The sequence below is a fragment of the Desulfovibrio sp. JY genome (assembly GCA_021730285.1).
Classification (GTDB): Bacteria; Desulfobacterota; Desulfovibrionia; order Desulfovibrionales; family Desulfovibrionaceae; genus Solidesulfovibrio.
In genome coordinates this window covers 2069866-2088616 of record CP082962.1, presented here as the reverse complement: position 1 = coordinate 2088616, position 18751 = coordinate 2069866, and the positions used below count along the sequence as shown (strand labels likewise).

General features: G+C 66.1%; 11 protein-coding genes and 1 pseudogene. 5 read left to right on the top strand and 7 right to left on the bottom strand.

What is annotated here, in order from left to right; all coding sequences use genetic code 11:
• Positions 1-110 precede the first annotated feature (110 nt).
• The 5 genes and pseudogenes from K9F62_09285 to K9F62_09265 all read right to left on the bottom strand — a co-directional run bounded on the left by K9F62_09285 (position 111) and on the right by K9F62_09265 (position 9026).
• Positions 111-3236, bottom strand: a complete 3126-nt coding sequence (locus K9F62_09285) for an efflux RND transporter permease subunit (protein UJX42845.1) — start codon at positions 3234-3236, stop codon at positions 111-113.
• On the bottom strand, positions 3233-6331 hold the full coding sequence (locus K9F62_09280) for a multidrug efflux RND transporter permease subunit (GenBank protein ID UJX42844.1): 3099 nt from the start codon (positions 6329-6331) through the stop codon (positions 3233-3235). The genes K9F62_09285 and K9F62_09280 overlap by 4 nt, the downstream gene beginning before the upstream one ends.
• Positions 6328-7512 (bottom strand): MdtA/MuxA family multidrug efflux RND transporter periplasmic adaptor subunit, encoded by a 1185-nt coding sequence (locus K9F62_09275; protein ID UJX42843.1) that lies wholly within the window; start codon positions 7510-7512, stop codon positions 6328-6330. Before K9F62_09275 ends, K9F62_09280 begins: the two co-directional genes overlap by 4 nt.
• A 143-nt stretch (positions 7513-7655) precedes the next feature.
• Positions 7656-8498 (bottom strand): annotated as a pseudogene (locus K9F62_09270) (class I SAM-dependent methyltransferase).
• 324 nt (positions 8499-8822) lie between these two features.
• On the bottom strand, positions 8823-9026 hold the full coding sequence (locus K9F62_09265; GenBank protein ID UJX42842.1) for a hypothetical protein: 204 nt from the start codon (positions 9024-9026) through the stop codon (positions 8823-8825).
• Positions 9027-9226: 200 nt separating this feature from the next.
• Between K9F62_09265 and K9F62_09260 the strand changes: the two genes are divergently transcribed.
• The 5 genes from K9F62_09260 to K9F62_09240 all read left to right on the top strand — a co-directional run bounded on the left by K9F62_09260 (position 9227) and on the right by K9F62_09240 (position 15578).
• Positions 9227-9850 carry a hypothetical protein gene (locus tag K9F62_09260; GenBank protein ID UJX42841.1) on the top strand — a complete coding sequence of 208 codons (624 nt, stop codon included), beginning with the start codon at positions 9227-9229 and terminating at the stop codon, positions 9848-9850.
• A 367-nt stretch (positions 9851-10217) separates the two neighbouring features.
• Positions 10218-10745, top strand: a complete 528-nt coding sequence (locus K9F62_09255) for a hypothetical protein (GenBank protein UJX43179.1) — start codon at positions 10218-10220, stop codon at positions 10743-10745.
• 384 nt (positions 10746-11129) lie between these two features.
• A complete protein-coding gene (locus tag K9F62_09250) occupies positions 11130-11882 on the top strand; it encodes an RNA methyltransferase (protein UJX42840.1) in 753 nt (250 codons plus the stop codon).
• A gap of 125 nt (positions 11883-12007) precedes the next feature.
• Positions 12008-14455: a mechanosensitive ion channel gene (locus K9F62_09245; GenBank protein ID UJX42839.1), complete on the top strand. Its 2448-nt coding sequence runs from the start codon at positions 12008-12010 to the stop codon at positions 14453-14455.
• Complete coding sequence (locus K9F62_09240; protein ID UJX42838.1) at positions 14448-15578, top strand: DUF362 domain-containing protein; 1131 nt, start codon at positions 14448-14450, stop codon at positions 15576-15578. The genes K9F62_09245 and K9F62_09240 overlap by 8 nt, the downstream gene beginning before the upstream one ends.
• A 55-nt stretch (positions 15579-15633) precedes the next feature.
• Here K9F62_09240 and K9F62_09235 read toward each other — a convergent pair whose 3' ends face one another.
• Both K9F62_09235 and K9F62_09230 read right to left on the bottom strand, forming a co-directional pair.
• Positions 15634-15969, bottom strand: a complete 336-nt coding sequence (locus K9F62_09235; GenBank protein UJX42837.1) for a hypothetical protein — start codon at positions 15967-15969, stop codon at positions 15634-15636.
• A 134-nt stretch (positions 15970-16103) separates the two neighbouring features.
• Positions 16104-18749, bottom strand: a complete 2646-nt coding sequence (locus K9F62_09230; protein ID UJX42836.1) for a cytochrome C — start codon at positions 18747-18749, stop codon at positions 16104-16106.
• Positions 18750-18751: the final 2 nt, after the last annotated feature.

Here is an 18751-nt window from a genome sequence, read left to right as displayed (position 1 = left end):
GTGGCCGCAATCGGCCCGGCGACACGCGGCGCTCTGCGCCGCGACGCCGGACGCGATTGCGGCCACAAACGCGCCAGCGGCGAAGCGCCGCATAGAAGACCCCAACCCCGTTAAGAGTTTTTGGGGAGGGAGGGGGTCTGGGGGAGGGGACCCCTTTTTGCAAAAAGGGGCCCCCTCCCCCAGCACCGTAACCTGTCCAGATACAAATAAATAACCGGCGTGGTGTAGAGCGTCATGGCCTGGCTGACGAGCAGTCCGCCGGCGATAGCGATGCCGAGCGGCCGGCGCAGTTCCGCTCCCGAACCCGTGCCGAGCGCCAGGGGCAGCGCGCCCAGGAAGGCGGCCATGGTGGTCATCATGATCGGCCGAAAGCGTTTGAGGCAGGCTTCGTAGATGGCGTCGCGCGGCGAAAGGTCGCGCTCGCGCTCGGCGGAAAGGGCGAAATCCACCAGCATGATGCCGTTTTTCTTGACGATGCCGATCAAGAGAATGATGCCGATGACGGCGATGATGGTCAGGTCCATGTGGAAGGCCCACAGCGCGGCCACGGCCCCGAGCCCGGCCGAGGGCAGGGTCGAGAGGATGGTCAGCGGGTGGACGGTGCTCTCGTAGAGGATGCCGAGCACGATGTAGACCGCGATCAGGGCGGCCAGGAGCAGCAACGGCTGGGTGGACAGCGAGCTTTTGAAGGCCTCGGCCGTGCCGGCGAAGCTGCCGCGCACCGAGGACGGCAGGTGCAGCGTCCGGGTCGCCGCCTCGATGGCCGTCGACGCCTGGGACAGGGCCACGCCCGGAGCCAGGTTGAACGAGATGGTAGCGGCCGGAAACTGCCCCTGGTGATTGACCGAAAGCGCCGCCTCGCTCGGGCGGAACCTGGCCACCGACGCCAGCGGCACCTGGACGCCGTCCTTGCCGGCCACGTAGATCTTGCGCAGCCCCTCGGGGGCCTGCAAGTCGCGCGGCGTGACCTCGAGCACCACATGGTACTGGTTCTGGTCGGTGTAGGACACGCCGACCAGGCTCTGGCCGAAGGCGCTGTAGAGCGCCGCGTCCACGGCCGCGGTCGTCACGCCCAGGCGCGAGGCCGTGTCCCGGTCGACGTCGACAAAGGTCATCAGCCCGTTGTCCTGCTGGTCGGCGCTGACGTCGGTGAGCCCGGGCAACTTCTTCATGGCCGCCTCGACCTTGGGCACGGCCGCCACCAGATCGGGAAAACTGTCCGAGAGCAGCGTGTACTGGTAGAGCGCCTTGCCCGGCCGGCCGCCCATGCGCAGCTCCTGGGCCGGCATGAGGAACGCCGGCGCGCCGGGAACGGCGGCCAGGGCCCTGCGCAACCGCCCCATGGTCACGGCCAGGGGCGGACGCTTGTTTTTGGGCTTGAGGGAAATGAACATCTGGGCCGAGTTGGTGCCGCCGCCGCCGGGCCCGCCGCCGCCGCCGGTGAACCCCGTCACCGAGGCAACGTCCGGGTTGGCCCCGATGACCTTGATCACGGCCCGCAGCTTTTTCTCCATGGCCTGGAACGACGTGTCCGGCGCGGCCTGAATAAAGCCCATGACCCGGCCGGTGTCCTGTTCCGGAAAAAAGCCCTTGGGAATGGCCACGTAAAGCCAGATCGCGCCGGCCAGCGCCCCCACCGTGGCCGTGAGCATGAGCCTCGGGTGCGACAGGGCGAAGGACAGGCTGCGCTCGTAGCCGCGATGAAGCCAGGCAAAGGCGCGGGCCGCCAGTCCCGGCCGGCCGGAGGCCTTTTTCACGGTCGGGCGCAGCAGCACGGCGCACAGGGTCGGGGTGGAGGTGAGCGAGAGCACCAGCGATATGAGGATGGCGATGGAGAGCACCATGGCGAATTCGCGGAAAAGCCGGCCCACCATGCCGCCCATGAGCAGGATCGGGATAAAGACCGCCACCAGGGACACGCTCATGGACACCACGGTGAAGGCCACTTCCTTCGAGCCCAGAAGTGAGGCCGCGCGCGGGGCCATGCCCTGCTCCATGTGCCGGGCCACGTTTTCCACCACCACGATGGCGTCGTCGACCACGAAGCCGGTGGCGATGGTGAGCGCCATAAGCGACAGATTGTCCAGGGAATAACCCAGCAGGTACATGACCGCGAAGGTGCCGACGAGGGAGGCCACCGTGGCCACGGCCGGAATGAGCGTGGCCCGGGCGCTGCCGAGAAACACGAACACCACCAGGATGACCAGCAGGCAGGAGATGACGAGCGTTTGCTCCACCTCGGCCAGGGAGGCCCGGATCGGCGGGCTGCGGTCCATCTCCACGGAGACGCCCACATCGCCGGGCAGGGAGGCCTTGAGCTGGGGGAGCAGCGCTTTGACGTTGTCCACCGTCTCGATGATGTTGGCCCCGGGCTGGCGAAAGACGATGATCATGACCGACGGCTTGCCGTTGACGAAACCGGCCGTGCGCACGTCCTCCACCGACGAGGTGACCGTGGCCACGTCGGTCAGGTGCACGGCCGCGCCGTTTTTATAGGACAGGATCAGGGGCTGGTACTGCCAGGCCTTGTGAAGCTGGTCGTTGGTCTCCACCTCGTAGGAGCGATCCCCGGCCTCGATGCGGCCCTTGGGCTGGTTGACCGTGGTCGTGGTCAGCATCTTTTTGACGTCGGCGAGGCTCAGCCCCTTGGCGGCCAGGGCGGCGGGATCGACGTTGACCCGCACGGCCGGCAGCGCGCCGCCGCCCACGAACACCTGTCCCACGCCCTCGACCTGGGAGAGCTTTTGCTGGAGCACGGTGGAGGCCACGTCGTACATCCTGGCCCGCGACACCGAGTCCGAAGTGAGCGCCAGGACCATGATCGGCGCGTCGGCCGGGTTCATCTTCCGGTAGGTAGGGTTCTGCTTCAGGGTGGAGGGCAGATAGCCCATGGCGGCGTTTATCGCCGACTGGACGTCGCGGGCCGCGCCGTTGATGTCGCGGTCGAGGTCGAACTGCAAATTGATGCGCGTCGAGCCCCGACTGCTTTGGGAGGTCATCTCGGTTACGCCGGCGATGCGGGCGAACTGGCGCTCCAGCGGCGCGGCGACCGAGGTGGCCATGGTCTGGGGCTCGGCTCCGGGCAACTGGGCCTGGACCGAAATGGTGGGAAAATCCACCTGGGGCAGGGCCGCCGCCGGCAACAGCTTGAAGGCGATGGAACCGGCCAGGATCAGGGCCATGGTCAACAGCGTGGTGCCGACGGGGCGGCGGATGCACAACTCGGGCAGGGTCATGACGTATGCACCGCCTCGTCCCGGGGAGAATCATCGCGGCGACGCCGGGCCAGGCGCTCGAAGAACAGGTAGATCACGGGCGTGGTGTAAAGGGTCAGCACCTGGCTCACGATCAGCCCGCCGACGATGACGATGCCCATGGGCCGGCGCAGCTCGGACCCGACGCCCGTACCGAGGGCCAGGGGCAAGGCGCCGAGGAGCGCGGCAAAGGTGGTCATCATGATCGGCCGAAAGCGCAACAGGCAGGCGTCGTAGATGGCGTCGCGCGGGGCCTTGCCCTCCTCGCGCTCGGCGGAAAGGGCGAAATCCACCATCATGATGCCGTTTTTCTTCACGATGCCGATCAGAAGGATGATGCCAATAACGGCCATGATCCCGAGATCCTGGTGGAAGAGGATGAGGGCCCACAAACCGCCGATGCCGGCCGAAGGCAGCGTGGACAGGATCGTCACCGGATGGATGAAGCTCTCGTACATGACGCCGAGCACGATGTAGACCGTGATCAGGGCGGCGAGGATCAGGAGCGGCTCGTTTTTGAGCGAATCCATGAACGCCCGGGCCGCGCCCTGGAACGAACCCACAATGCTGGCCGGCACGTTGAGTTCCGCCTTGACCGCGTTCAACGCTTCCACCGCGTCCCCCAGCGAATACCCCGGGGCCACGTCGAAGCTTATGGTCGCGGCCGGAAACTGGCCTTGCCGGTTGATGGCCAGGGGCCCCGTGCCCTCGGTCACCTTGGCCACGGCCAAAAGCGGCACCTGGGCGTCGTTCGCACCGGGGAGGCGGATGCGCGAGAGCGCGTCCGCTCCTTGGGCCATGTCGGTCGCGAGCCCGATCACCACCTTGTATTGGCTGAGCTCCGTGAACATGGTCGATATCTGGCGCTGGCCGAAGGCGTCGTAGAGGGTGTTGTCCACGTCCGAGGGCGTGATGCCGTAGCGGGCGGCGGCCACCCGGTCGATGTCGATATTGTAGCGCAGCCCGCCCTCGGCCAGGTTGCTGCCGACGTTGCGCACGGCCGGCATCTTGGACAGCGCCGCCACGAAACGCGGCGTCCAGGTCGTAAGCTCGGCAGAACTCGGCGTATCCAGGGTGTACTGGTACTGGGCCTGGGTGGTGCGCACGTCCACGGTCAAATCCTGCACCGGCAAGAGGGTCACGGTGATGCCGGCAACGGACCTTGCCTGTTCCTCGAGACGCCTGGCCACGGCCGCGGCGGTCGCGGCGCGATCGGCCTTGGGCTTAAGCACGATGGACAACCGGCCGGTGTTGAGGCTGGCATTGATCCCGTCCACCCCGACGTAGGAAGCGACCGACACCACGGCCGGGTCCTTGGAGAACAGGTTGGCCATTTCCTGCTGGCGCTCGCCCATGGCCTTAAACGAGATCGTGGGCGGGGCCACGGTCACGCCCGAGATGATGCCCGTATCCTGGACCGGGAAGAAGCCCTTGGGCACGTAGATGTAGAGCACGACGGTCAGGACCACCGTGGCCAGGGCCACGAGCAGGGTCAGGGTCTGGTGGCGCAGCACCACGGTCAGCGTGCGGCCGTAGCCGGCGATGGCCCGATCGAAAAAGACCTGGGTGGCCCGGAAAAAGCGGCCGCCGCCGGCTCCGGTGTGGCCGAGCATGCGGCCGCACATCATGGGGGTGAGCGTCAGCGACACCACGGCCGAAAAAAGGATCGTCACGCCGAGGGTCACGGCGAATTCGCGGAAAAGCCGCCCCACCACGTCGCCCATGAAGAGAAGCGGAATGAGCACGGCGACCAGGGAAACGGTCAGCGACAGGATGGTGAAGCCGATCTGCCCGGCCCCGTCCAGGGCCGCCTGCATGGGCGAGGCGCCGGCCTCCACGTGGCGGGCCACGTTTTCGATCATGACGATGGCGTCGTCCACCACGAAACCGGTGGAGATGGTCAGCGCCATGAGCGTCAGGTTGTTTAGGCCATAGCCGAGCAGGTACATGACGCCGAAGGTGCCGACAAGCGACAGCGGCACGGCCACGGCCGGAATGAGCGTGGCCCGGGCGTCGCGCAAAAAGACGAAGATGACGCCGACGACCAGGACCACGGCCAGAAGCAGTTCGAGCTGCACGTCCTCGATGGAGGCGCGGATGGTCACGGTGCGGTCGGCCATGGTGGCGAGGTCGACGGCGGCCGGCAGCGAGGCGCGAAGGCTCGGTAGGATGGCCTTGACCCGGTCCACCACGGCGATGACGTTGGCCCCGGGCTGGCGCTGGATGTTGAGCACGATGGCCGGCTTGCCGTTGACCCAGGCGGCCTGCCGCACGTCCTCGGCCCCGTCGGTCACCGTGGCCACGTCGGACAGGCGCACCGGCCGGCCGTTTTTGTACGACACGATCAGCGGCCGGTATTCCTTGCTGGTCAAAAGCTGGTCGTTGGCCCCGAGGATGGAGGACTGGTGGGGACCGTCGAAGCCGCCCTTGGCCTGGTTGACGTTGGCCGCGGCCACGGCCGTGCGGACCGCCTCCAGGGTGATGCCGTAGGCGGCCAGGGCCGTCGGGTTGGCGGCGATGCGCACGGCCGGGCGCTGGCCGCCGGCCACGCTCACGAGCCCCACGCCCGAAAGCTGGGAAATTTTCTGGGCCAGCCGTGTGTCGGCAAGGTCCTGGACCTCGGTTAGGGGCAGGGAATCGGAGGTCAGGGCCAACGACAGGATGGGCGTGTCGGCCGGGTTGACCTTGCTGTAGACCGGGGGCGTCGGCAGGTCGTCCGGCAGCAGGCTGGAGGCGGTGTTGATCGCCGCCTGCACCTCCTGCTCGGCCACGTCCAGGGACAGGGACAGGGCAAATTGCAGGGTGATGATCGAGGCCCCGCTGGAGCTGACCGAGGTCATCTGGGTGAGCCCCGACATCTGGCCGAACTTGCCTTCCAGGGGCGCGGTCACGGCCGAGGCCATGACGTCGGGGCTGGCCCCGGGATAGAGCGTGCGGACCTGGATGGTGGGGTAATCCACCTGGGGCAGGGCCGAGACCGGAAGCTGGAAATAGGCGACGGCGCCGGCCAGGATCACCGCCACCATGATGAGCGTGGTGGCGACGGGCCGTACGATGAACGGGCGCGACAGGTTCATGATTTGTCGGCCGCCGCGCTGCCCGGGTTTTTGATGACCACTTTCGCGCCGTCGCGCAGCCTGTCCGCGCCCTCGACCACCACCGTCTCGTCCGGGGTGATTCCGGAGGCCACCACGAGGTCCGTGCCCACGGTCATGCCCGTGGTCACGGCGCGGTCGCTGACGGTATCGTCCTTGCCGACCACGAACACGTGCGCCCCCTTGGGGCCGCGCAGTACGGCCGAAGCCGGCAGCAGGACCACGCCCTTTTTCTTTTCCAGGAGCAGCTCGGCGTTGACGAACTGGTTGGGGAAAAGCGTCTCGTCGGTATTGGGGAATATGGCCCGCAGCTTGACCGTGCCCGTGGCGGTGTCGATCTGGTTGTCCGTGGTCTCCAGACTGCCCTCGGCCAGTTTTTCGGTCATGGTGCGGTCATAGGCGGCAACCGACAGCTTTTCCCCGGTGCGCATGCGCTTGCGCACGGCCGGAAGCTGGTCCTCGGGCAAGGTGAACAGCACGCTTATGGGCGACATCTGGGTGATGACGCAAAGCCCGGAGGAGTCGGCGGCCCGGATCATGTTGCCTGGATCGATCTGGCGCAGGCCCACCCGGCCGGAAATGGGGGCCGTGATGCGACTGTACTCGATCTGGAGATTGGCGTTGTCGATCTGGGCCTTGTCCGAGCGCACCGCGCCCTCGTACTGGCGCACGAGCGACGCCTGGGTGTCCTTGGTCTGACCGGCCAGCATGTCCTTTTGGACCAGATTGGTGTAGCGCGCCAGATCGGCCCGGGCGTTTTGCAGCAGGGCCGTGTCCTTGGCCAGCTGGCCTTCGTACTGGTCGCGCTGGGCCTCGAAGGCGCGCGGGTCGATCTGGGCCAGCAATTCGCCGGCCTTGACGTGCTGGCCTTCCTTGAACAGCACCTTGGTCAGCTCGCCGTCCACCCGGCTTTTGACCGTGACGGTTTTCAGCGGCGTGACCGTGCCGATGCCGGAGAGGGTCACGGGCGCGTCGCCGAGCCTGGCCGCGACCGTGGTCACGGCCACCGCCATGGACATCCCGGGCGGCGGTCCCGGAGGCCGGGCCTCGCCCGAACACTCGTCCAAACGCCACAGCGCCCCTGCGGCCAGCACCAGAACCGCCAGAAGAACCAGAAATCTGATGGGCCCACGCGCGGCCCGACCGTCGGTACGTATCGGCATGACGGACATCCTTGTCGTTTAGGCAATCGCCCGTAAAATACCCGAAAAAATGCGGTTGCCTGACCCACGTCGTAATCGGAAGGCGAAAGGTTACATGAGCGCATCGCGGGAAGCCAGCGGCAAGCGGCCTGCTTTCCAAATCGTCAGGAAGATCGGCCGATAGCGACGTGCACGATACGGCTTACACCCGATTTTCGCAGGCCGTCGCTCCGCCCGGCCAGATAACGCTCCGTCAATTCCACGCCGCCAAGGTCCTCGATAACCACGAACCCCATTCGGGCAAGCCGGTCAGCCAGGGCCGCCGGTTCGAAACAGGATTTCCACGGCTCTCCCGTGGCTGCCGTCCGGGCCATGATCGCGTCGCGGCCCCGGCGTTCGGCTGCGGACAATCCTTCCGGGTCGGCCGCGTAGTCGAAGACGACCTCGGAGTCCGCCGCCATCTCGGAAAGCACGGCCAGCGTTTCGAGCACCGTCGCTTCCGGCAGATACATGGTGACGCCCGGCCAGGAAAAAAAAGTCGGTTCATCCCGGCGAACCCCGGCCGCATCCAGGGCCTCGGCCAAGGTCAGGCGCTCGAAATCCAGGGGCACGAACACGAGATTTTCCGGCGCGGCGATGCCCGCTTCGGCCAACCGTTGGCGTTTTTGCGCCTGGGTCGCGGGATGGTCAACTTCGAAAATACGGCTTTCCCGGTCCGCCGTGCGAAAGGCGAAGGTGTCGAACCCGGCACCGAGAATCACGGATTGGCGCACTCCCCGGCCCCTGGCCGCCGTCCAGGCGTCCTCGACGTAGCGGGCGCGCACCACCACCGAGGCCCGAAGTCCGACCAATTCCCCGGACGCGAACCGTGCCGGCGCGTTGCGGATGACCGCCTCGCGCCCCGGCCCCACCATGGCCAGGGCAAGAGGATCGACAAAGACCGGCGGGCCGTCGAGCAGCTGATGCGCCGCCCGCAGCGTGGCCACGCCAAGGGCCGTACCCGTCGGCGCGCACGGTCAGTCCCGATTTCCTGGCAAGCTCGCCGATGCGAAGCGACATGGGCAGGGCACCTCCGTTTGGGCCGAACATAAACCCTGACGTTACGTCAGGCTCAAGGGGAAAATGCGCGGCCCGGACAATCCGACGTTTTTGCAGCCCCGGCCGGCAAAAATGTCAGGCCAGTGACGGATATCCAGGGGCGGCGCATGTGGGATCAAGGAAAGGGACAAGGCGCGGCGGCAGGTTGCGCCCGGGAGGACGCGATGACGTGGCGGCGATGGTTGCAAAAGGCCGGACGGCCTCCTGCAACCCGCCGGATGAGGGACCCCGGCCTAGAGGGCTCCGCTGAAGCGTGCGAAGCTCATGCATTCGAACCGGTTGGAAAACGGGCACGGCTCCTTGGCAAACCACTTGCGCTTCGGGCACCAGTAGGACTTCTTGAAAGGTTCGTTGCACCCGGAGGGGGTGATTGCCTTGCGGGAGTGCGAGCCGATGTGCATCCTGCCATCCGTGTGGGCGAAGTTGATGACGGCCATGACGTCACCTCCGTTTCTTTTCACACTGCATAAGGCGGGCCAAATGCGTTGAATAGCGCCCCTAACTTGTTCATATCACAACGATTATACCCAATATGCCACCCCGGGCGACGGCCCTGGCGCGTCGGCCGGATTTGATCTATTGAGCCACACAACCCATTCGCCATGCCGGATACCACCGGCCGGCAAAGGAGGACGCCTTGGGACTTTTGGCTGCCAGCGGCGGATTCACCCGCTACAGGATCGTCGGCGAGGTGAAGGACGACATCCTGCGGGAAGCCCCCGACCGCCTCAAAAAATACGCTTTCGTGGACATTGACGGCACCGCCGACGAACGTTCCTTCGGCTGGGTCGCCTTCGAGGATTACCTCGACACCGAGTGGCGCACCGCGCCGCCGGAAAAAGGCCACTACCTGGCCTTCTCCCTGCGCCTGGACACGCGCCGCATCTCCCCGGCCGTGCTCAAAAAACACCTGCGCCTGGCCCTCGACCAGGAAAAGGAACACAACCAGGCCGCAGGCAAAAACTTCGTCTCCAAGGACCGCAAGAAGGAAATCGCCGAGCGGATCAAGCTCCACCTCATGGCCCGGTCCCTGCCCATCCCGGCCGTGTTCGAGGCCGTGTGGAACACCATGGATCACGTCATCTGGCTGTGCTCCACCAACGGCAAGGTCCAAACGCTCTTCGAGGACCTCTTCACCCTGACCTTCGAACTGCACCTGGAACCGCAAACGCCGGCCTACCTCGCCGAACGCATCCTCGGCGTCGAACGCGGCCTGGCCATCGAACACGTCGAACCCAGCGCGTTCGGAGGCAATGGATAGAGAGGAAGAGAGAGAAGATGCCTCCGGCGGCCAGGGGGAAACTTTTTGAAAAAAGTTTCCCCCTGGACCCCCTTCAAAAACTTTCGATAGGGGGCATCGGGGACGACCCGATACGGTATTGGGGAGAAGTCCTTATCTTTCGGATTGATAGGGCAAAAATTGTTGTTTGTGCGCCAGGCTGACCATACCGGACACCCCGGGAGAAGCATTGCTCCCGGCAAGGGGCGCGTGGCCAGGGCCGGCTGGGGGCAGGTCGGACGCGAAGGCGTATTCTTCAAATATGCGCCGCGCGCGGCCGCCCTGCCCCCAGCCGGCCAGCCTACCGCACACCAGACCTGAACCATAGCGACGCCGGGAGGGCATGCGTATGGATATAAACATGGCGGAAGCCAAAAATCCGGTGCTCGGCCAGGATTTCCTGACCTGGCTCTGGTTCAAAAGCGAAAAAAGCGGCTGGCTTTTCAAACTGCCCGACGGCTCCGAGGTCAACGTCTACCTGGAGCAGAAAATATCGGTGCGCGGCGGCACCGGCGAGGAAGCCGAAACCGCCACCGTTTCCGGTCCCCACGCCCAGTTCGCCGAAGCGCGCCTCGGCGTCAAAAGCGGCAAACGCGTGGACCGGGCGCTGATCCGCTTCGAACAGGACGGCGAAACCTGGACCGTTGTGGCCAAGGCCGACGACTTCACGTTCAACGCCCTGCGCCCCCCCAAAACGGAAACCCGCTCCGAAGAAGGCGACGACCCCGACGCCAAGGTGCTGGAAAAGATGTACCTGATCGAAAAATGCGCCGGCTTCTTCGACGCGCTCTATATTCAGTTCTTAAATGTCCGCTTAAGCCAGGGCTGGACCGGCGAACTCTCCGACTTCGCCGAATGGCTGCGCGAAGGCGTATAGCCGTAGCGGGGAGAAGCGTGCCTCCGGCGGCCAGGAGAGGCGCTGCCTCTCCTGGACCTCACCGCCGGGGGGCGGGCGCGCCCCCCGGTCCCCCCGATTCGCTCTGGCCGGCGGGAGGCGTGGCTGGCTTGCGAAGGGTCTGAGCCCTGGAAGATGGTGGCTGGATTTCGTCCGACGATGCCGCCGCTTCGCGGCAGGCGCGTCGGGCAAAATCCAGCCACCACCAGCCGTCGCCCCTTCGGGGCGAAAGGTATCGCACCGCGAATTTTAACGAATCGCCCCCATGAGAAGTTTTTGGGGGAGGGAGGGGTGTGGGGAGGGAGGCCCCTTTTTTTCAAAAAGGGGCCTCCCTCCCCACAATCCGCAACCATCATCATCACCACCATGCTCGAACATCTCTCCATCGTCCTTTTTCGGCCCAAGTTCTCCGAAAATGTCGGCGCGGCGGCCAGGGCCTGCGCCAACATGGGCGTTTCGCGTTTGCTTTTGGTCGACCCGCCGGCCTTTGACCTGGACCGGGCGCGCCCCATGGCCACGAGCAAGGGTGGGCTGTTGCTGGAGAAGCTGGAATTTTACCCGACCCTGGACGCGGCCGTGGCCGGGGCGGAGCTGGTTTTCGGCACCACGGCGCGGCTTGGCGGCTGGCGCACCGGGGTCATAAGCCCCGAGCAGGCGGCGGTTTCGGCCTGCCCCACGCTGGCGGCCGGCGGCAACGTGGCCGTGGTGTTCGGTCCCGAGGACGCGGGGCTTTCCAACCAGGAAACCCAACTGTGCGGCCGGCTGGTCAACATCCCCACCTCGGACGAGGCCACCTCGCTCAATCTGGCCCAGGCCGTGCTCGTCATGTGCTACGAGATGTTCAAGGCGACAACGGGCCACGTTGGTGAACCGGCCGGTCCGACGCCGGCGCGCACGGTCACCCATGCCGAGCGGGAAGCGCTTTTCGCGGCGCTTCGTCGGACGCTTTTGTCCATCGACTTCATCAAGCCCGACAATCCGGAGTACTGGATGCTGCCGGTGCGGCGCTTCATCGACCGCGTGGGCCTCAAGCGCCAGGAATACAGCCTGCTGATGGGCGTGTGCCGCCAGATCAAGTGGGCGCTCGGCTCGGGCGGCAAAAGGGATCAAGCGGACTAGAGGCTCTTTCCCCCGACGCGGCCGGGGAAAAACGTGCCTAAAAACAGCGCTTCCTCGTTTGCCCTCCCCGGGCGAAACGCCGGCCATGGACAGGGCAGGGGCAACCTCGTATCAACCGAGCCATGATGCCCCGCCGCGACGTCATCTTCCTGCTCGTCTTGCTGCTGGCCCTGATCGCCGGTCCTGTGGCGCTTCACGCCGACGACAGCAACGAATGGAGCATGGTCATGGATACCCTGCGCAAGCAGGATAAGATGGTCCATGACCGCCTCGACGCCTTCAAGGCGCGTCATGCCAAGGAAGTGCTCGACCGGGACAGGCAGGTGGATGCGCTGGTCCATGAACGGGCCAAGCTGGCCTTGTGGCAGGCCACGGCTTCGGACCCATGGGAAATCCGCGACCTGCTGGCCGGATTTGCCCGGCTCCGTTTCGCGGTGGAACGCCTGAGCCAGCGGCCGGAGCAGACCTGGACCAGTCTGGAGCAGAACGTGGCCATGCTCGACACCTACCGGGACAGGCTGCTGGAAATCACCCGGCAGCAAATCCCCGAGCAGTATCGGCAAGCGCTCCTGCCCTCGCGCAATTCCATCGCCGCCCTCACCGCCGAACTCTCGGCCCTGCGCGATTCCATAGGGGCGGAAACCGGCCCCCTGCGCGAGCTGGCCGCCCAGATCAAGGCCGCCGAGGAATCCCTCCAGGCCGCCCTGACGCCCGCCTGGAAAGCCTATTACACGGAAGTGTTCCCCACGCCCCTGTCCCCCTTCTTCCTGACCTATCTTCACCAGGAATTGGAGGACTGGGACCTCGGGCTCGGGCTCTGCCGGGAACTGCTACACACCCGCCACAACCAGCTCGCGCTCCTGCGCGGCGGCATGACCGGCGGCGCCTTCGCCCTGGCCGTGTTCGCCCTGGCCCTGCTTGGCGAGTGGCTGGCGGTACGGCGCGGTTTTCCCCGGCCTTCGCGGGCGACCCTGCGCAAAGCCGGAGTCTGCCTGGCGGTGGGGGTATTTTTTATCGTCATGTCCCGACGCGCGCCGTTTTTCCTTTTCACGTGTCTGTCCTCGGTTGGCGAAATCATGATGGCCGCCGCCCTGGTCTATCTGTCGCGGCTGCGCCTGACGGAAACGCTCGGCGTGGCGTTGCCGCCGGTACTGTGGCCCACCTGGCGCATTTTTTCCCTGGGCCTGCTGCTCGAGGCCGCCCGCGTCCCCGAACCGATCATGGCCCCCATTTTCGGCGTAATCCTGTGCCTGTCGGCCTGGGCCTTCCACGCCCGCCACAACCGCACCCCAGAGGGACAGCGCCTGGAGCGCGGCCTGACACAGGCCCTGACCTACCTGCTGCCGGTGCTGGCCTTCCTCGCCCTGGTCGGCCTGCCCCAGACCGCCGTGCTGATGGCCTCGTCGCTTTTCTACATCGCCCTGGCCCTGCGCTTCGCCTCCCATACCACGCACATCTTCAGCCGCCACGAACCCCAGCGGCATCCGGGGGTGGGGGCCGCGCTGCTCGGCGTGGCGGCCGAGGCCGGTTTTCCCTTTTTCTTCCTGCTCTATCTGTTCTTGTTTTTGTGGCTGCTGTCGACCCAATACGGCGGCGAGGATATTTTCCTGGAGCTGCTCACCACCGAAACCCATGTCGAGTCCGTGGGCATCAGCCTCAAAAAGCTGGTGAGCCTCATGGCCGGCTACTACGCCGTGCGGGCGCTTATTTCCCTGTCCGCCACCTTCATCGCCAACGCGACCGGCCGGCGGCGCAGCACGGAACGCGTGGCCAAGGCCTCGCTTCTGACCATCAACACCTATGTCTGGTGGGGCCTTTACGCCATTTTCATCATGACGGTGCTCGGGCTGTCCCTGACCAGCATCGCGGTGGTGGCCGGCGGCCTGTCGGTCGGCATCGGCTTCGGTTTGCAGACCATGGTCAACAATTTCATCAGCGGCCTGATCCTGCTGTTCGGCCGTTCCGTCCAGGCCGGGGACACCATCCAGCTCGGAGACGCCTGGGGCGTGGTCAAGGAGGTCAACATCCGCAACACCGAGGTGCTGACCTTCGAAAACGCCACGGTGTTCGTGCCCAACTCGGAGCTTATTTCCGGCAAGATCGTCAACTGGAGCCACCGGGACCCGAGCGTGCGCCGCGACATCTGCGTGGGCGTGGCCTACGGCTCGGACACGGCGCTGGTGCGCGAGAAGCTTTTGGCCGCCGCCGAAACCTGCCCGGTCGTGCTCGGCAATCCGCCGCCCCAGGTGCTGCACTGGGATTTCGGGGCCAGCACCCTGGATTTCCGCCTGCGGGTGTGGCTGGCCGACGTGTCCGGCGCGGTGGCGGCCACCTGCGCCATCCGCGAGGCCATCGACCGGCTTTTCCGGGAAGCCGGCATCGAGATCGCCTTTCCCCAGTCCGACCTGCATCTGCGCTCGGCGCCGGTGCTGGAGGACTACCTGAAAACCCGCCAGGAAGAGGACGGGCGGCGGATGTCCGATCTCGCCGACCGGGTCTCGGCCCTGGAACGCAAAACCGGCGGACGCGAGGCAAGCCCCGCCCGCCCGAAAGAGGATACGTCCCATGAGTGACGCCGCGCCGCGTGAGCCGGCCAAGGTCTATTTCGCCGATCTGCGGGCCCGCGCCGCCAACAAGAACCGCACGGCCAAGATCAAAAAACTGTTCGAGGCGGCGGGCTTCGACAACATCATCGCCAGGGGCGATCTGACCGCCATCAAGGCCCATTTCGGGGAACGCGGCTGCGACACCCACATAAGCCCCACCCACGCCCGGACCGTGGTCGAACGGATCAAGGCCTGCGGCGGCCGGCCCTTCGTCACCGACACCAACACCCTCTACTCCGGCGCCCGCCACAATTCCGTGGACCACATCGCCACGGCCGTGGAGCACGGCTTCGACTACGCGGTGCTCGGCGCGCCGGTCATCATCGCCGACGGCCTGGACAGCACCAACATCGTGGAGGTGGCAATTCCGGGCAAGCACTTCGACAAGGTGAAGATCGCCGGCGACATCGCCCGGGCCGACGCCCTGATCGTGCTGTCCCATTTCAAGGGCCACGAGCTGGCCGGCTTCGGCGGCGCGGTCAAGAACCTGGGCATGGGCTGCGCCGCGCGCGCCGGCAAGCAGGACCAGCACTGCGTGCGTTTCGTCGTGGAGCCGAAAAAATGCATCGGCTGCGGCCAGTGCGTGGCGGTCTGCCCGGCCGGAGCGGCCACCATGCAGGACAAAAAAGCCGTCATCGAAAAGGCGATCTGCATCGGCTGCGGCGAATGCCTGACCGTGTGCCCGAAAAAGGCCATGCGCATCGACTGGCACACCGAGATCGTGCCCTTCATGGAGCGGCTGGTGGAATACGCCTACGGCGCGGTAGCCGGAAAACACGGCAAGGCGGGCTTTTTCAACTTTCTGACCAACATCACCCCGGACTGCGACTGCGTGCCCTGGTCCGACGCGCCCATCGTGCCGGACATCGGCTTTCTGGCCTCCAGCGACCCGGTGGCCCTGGACAAGGCCTGCCTGGACCTCGTCAATGGGCAGGCGGCCTGCCCGGACTGCCAGCTCGAGCACGGCCTCGGCGCCGGCGAGGACAAATTCGCGGCGCTTTGGAAGTGGACGCGCGGCGACGTGACCTTCACCCACGGCGCGGCCATGGGGCTCGGCACCCCGGAATACGAGCTGATCAAGGTCGTCTGATATCCTTCCGACTGGAAATGACGCAGCCCGCCGCGTTCACGCGACGGGCTTTTTTTTACGGCTTGCGGTGCATGGTGATGGAGCGGATGCAGCCTTCGGTGGCCGAGGCCGCCTTGCGCTGCATGTCTTCCGGCATGACGCCGTGGCGCAGGATGTAGTCCACGGTCCGGGAATTCAGCAGCGCGCCGGTTTGTTGCATGGCGCATTTGCAGATGGCCACGGTCTGGGCCCTGGTGTAGCCCTTTTGGGCGAAGGCGGCCTCCTGTTGCAGGCACTGGGCGGTCAGCTTCTGGGTCAGGGCCTCGCGCATCTCCGGGGTGACCCGCCGGCCCGCCGCCAGGGCGACCGTCGGGAGCGCCACCAGCAAGAACAGTATCAGCATCGATTTCATAGAATTTCCTCTTCCCTTTCTCCTCGCCCCCCCCACTTCCCGTTGAAAGTTTTTGGAGGGGGTCCAGGGGGAAACTTTTTTCAAAAAGTTTCCCCCTGGCCGCCGGAGGCATCTTCCCAACGTCTCCCTCTCCCCTATTCCTTCACCATATTCGGGTGGTGGACCTCGCCGCCTTCCATCTCCACGGTATGGCAGACGTCGCAGCGTTTGCCCGAGCCGACCACGCCGGGCGCGCCCATGTACTGCATGCCGGGGATGTTGTTGATGTCGATGCCGTAGTCGTTGACCGCGACAAAGGTGGCGTGGGGGCTGCCGTGGCAGGCCGCGCAGGGCACGTTGCCGGTGTATTCCTTGCGGTTGCGGAAAAGCTGCGTGGCGTTGGCCGTCCAGGTGTTAAACGCCGTGGCGTGCTTGCCGGGCAGCATGAAGTCCTTGTGGCAGGTCAGGCAATCCGGTTCCTGAATCCAGGCGGCCCGGGGCTTCACGTCGGATACGGCGGCCACGCTTCGCGGCGAAAGTGGCTTCATGAGCCAGTCCGCCGCCTTCTTGCCGACCATGCGCTCGTGGCGCAGCAGCGACAGGGCGTGGTCCTCCATGTAGCCGTGGCAGTTGACGCAGGTCACGCCGGCCGCGCTGTGGTTGTCGCGCTGGGCCTGGGTCACGCCGTCCGGGGCCGTGGGATGGCAGTTGGCGCAGGCGGTCGCGTCGCCGCCGGCGAGGTAGGAGGCGTGGAAGCCGTGGATGGCGGCGGAAAGCGACAGCAGCGCCTTGCCGCCCCGGGCCGAAACGCCGGCATTGGGCCCGGCGTCGGGGTGGCAGCTCTGGCAGGCCACGGGATCGCCGGCGGCGGCCCGGGCGGACAGGTCCGTGCCGTTTCGCCGGTCGTGCACGGCCAGGATGCCTTTGGCGGTCTCCCTGGACACGCCGGTGACGCCGTCCACGCCGAAGCTCCCGCCATGGCAGGTGTAGCAGCGCATTTCCGTGGAAGCCGGAGCCACGGCCTTGGTCGTGGCCAGCACCTCGCCGGTCTTGGCGTCCCTGGCCGCCAGGGTGAAGACCGGATAGGGGTTCACGCCGCCCTTTTCGGGATAGGGCGTAACCGGGATGCCGGCGGCGGCAAAGAGCTTGTCCCCGGCCTTCATTTCGCCGTCCGGCGTCAGGCCCGTCAGCGACACGTCAGGCGGAAGCTTCTTGCCGACAAGCGCCTTGGAATACTTCCAGAAATCCGACCGGGCCGACGGGTGCTTGAAACCCTCGGGCGCGGCGTAGCTCACGGTCACGTCCTTGGTCACCACCTCGGGCATGACGTCGCGTTTGATGAGTACCGCTTCCAGGGTGTCGCCCGGCACGGCCAGCGAAAACGAACCGTCGCAGCCGGCCGTAGCCACCATGCCCAGGCTGCTCACGCCGATCAGGAGATACGGCGAGGAGGCGGCGTCAAAGGCCGGCAGGTCGACCGTTACCGGGTCGATGGACACGGGCTTTGGCTTAAGCGGCTTTTTCCCGTTGATGCCTTCGGCAATGTAGGCGGCCAGGGCGTCGCGCTCGTCCTTGTCGCCGAGAAAAGGCGGCATCTGGGTGAAGAGCTTGCCCTGCCCGGTCAGGTAGGCGGCCATGCCGGCCGCGCCGATATGACCGGTATATTTGCGGATGTCCTTGAACGGCCCGCCCACGGAATGGCAGGCCAGACACTGCAGGTCGTAGAGTTCCTTGCCGGCGGCCAAGCGGTTTTCCGCGGTGACCCGCTTGAACCTGGCCCATTTGGCCCGGGGCAGAAACGGCGCGTCGTAGGGCGCGACGCGCGACGGCCGGATATCCGTGGCCCAGAGCTGGCCGTAGATGAGCCAGGGCTTCCGGGCCGCCTCGCGGATGGTCTCGAAGGTCCCGACCAGGCCCAGGCCCAAAAGGAGCAGCACCACGGCGAACACGCGCCGCAACCGAAGCGGCAGCCGCGTCACCAGGGCCAGCGCCCCGGCGGCCAGAGCCACGAGCAGCACGGGATAGGCCGCCCGGTAGGAGGCGATTTCCAGGGAGCGATGCAGCACGAAGGCGCGCACCACGTCCGGCAACACGCCCACGTACCACCAGCCGGAAAGAAGCAGCACCGGCGCGGCCGCGACCACCCAGCGGCAGGCCATGCGCAGCATGATCTCCCGGGCCTCTTCGTCGCGAATGCCAAGGGCCGTGGCGAAGCCGAACAGCCCGGCCAGAAGCAAGGCCAACGCCGAGCGCAGCACCAGGGACGGCCAGAAGGTGGGATTGAAAAAGCCGTCCCAGAAATCAAGCGTCACCGGCCACTGGCCCGGGGTGAGCATGAAGCCGATGATGCCGTTGATGGCGAAAAGCGACAGGAAGGCGAAGAGAAAATAGAAAAAGCCCACCCGCATGTGGGTCTTGGCGTCGAGCCGGTCGAAGCCGTAATAATAGACGAGCAGGGCTCCGATCTCGCCGGCGAAAAACGCCCATTCCGTGGCCCAGCCCCAGGCGAAGGTGCGCACCAGCACGAGGGTGGCCTGGGGCGCGAGCGTAGTGATCGTCAGCCAGATGCCGACACCGGAAAGTCCGCCGAAGACCATGGTGAGGAGCAGGAAAAACCGGGTGTGGCGATGGAGATACTCAAGCAGGGGCGCGGAGCCGAGCCGGCGCGCCCTGGCCTCGGTCAGGACCAGGAACAGTCCGCCGCCCACGGCGAAATGGGCCACGAACACGTGAAGCACGGCGATGACGATGATCCAGAAGCCGCCGCCGAACGCGGCCAGTTGCCAGACGGGATAATCCATGG

Bases quoted from the DNA above. Each gene is read 5' to 3' on its own strand.
- K9F62_09245 (UJX42839.1), top strand. From the start codon at position 12,008: ATGCCCCGCCGCGACGTCATCTTCCTGCTCGTCTTGCTGCTGGCCCTG.
- K9F62_09285 (UJX42845.1), bottom strand. From the start codon at position 3,236: ATGACCCTGCCCGAGTTGTGCATCCGCCGCCCCGTCGGCACCACGCTG.
- K9F62_09240 (UJX42838.1), top strand. From the start codon at position 14,448: ATGAGTGACGCCGCGCCGCGTGAGCCGGCCAAGGTCTATTTCGCCGAT.
- K9F62_09235 (UJX42837.1), bottom strand. From the start codon at position 15,969: ATGAAATCGATGCTGATACTGTTCTTGCTGGTGGCGCTCCCGACGGTC.
- K9F62_09275 (UJX42843.1), bottom strand. From the start codon at position 7,512: ATGCCGATACGTACCGACGGTCGGGCCGCGCGTGGGCCCATCAGATTT.
- K9F62_09230 (UJX42836.1), bottom strand. From the start codon at position 18,749: ATGGATTATCCCGTCTGGCAACTGGCCGCGTTCGGCGGCGGCTTCTGG.
- K9F62_09280 (UJX42844.1), bottom strand. From the start codon at position 6,331: ATGAACCTGTCGCGCCCGTTCATCGTACGGCCCGTCGCCACCACGCTC.
- K9F62_09250 (UJX42840.1), top strand. From the start codon at position 11,130: ATGCTCGAACATCTCTCCATCGTCCTTTTTCGGCCCAAGTTCTCCGAA.
- K9F62_09255 (UJX43179.1), top strand. From the start codon at position 10,218: ATGGATATAAACATGGCGGAAGCCAAAAATCCGGTGCTCGGCCAGGAT.
- K9F62_09265 (UJX42842.1), bottom strand. From the start codon at position 9,026: ATGGCCGTCATCAACTTCGCCCACACGGATGGCAGGATGCACATCGGC.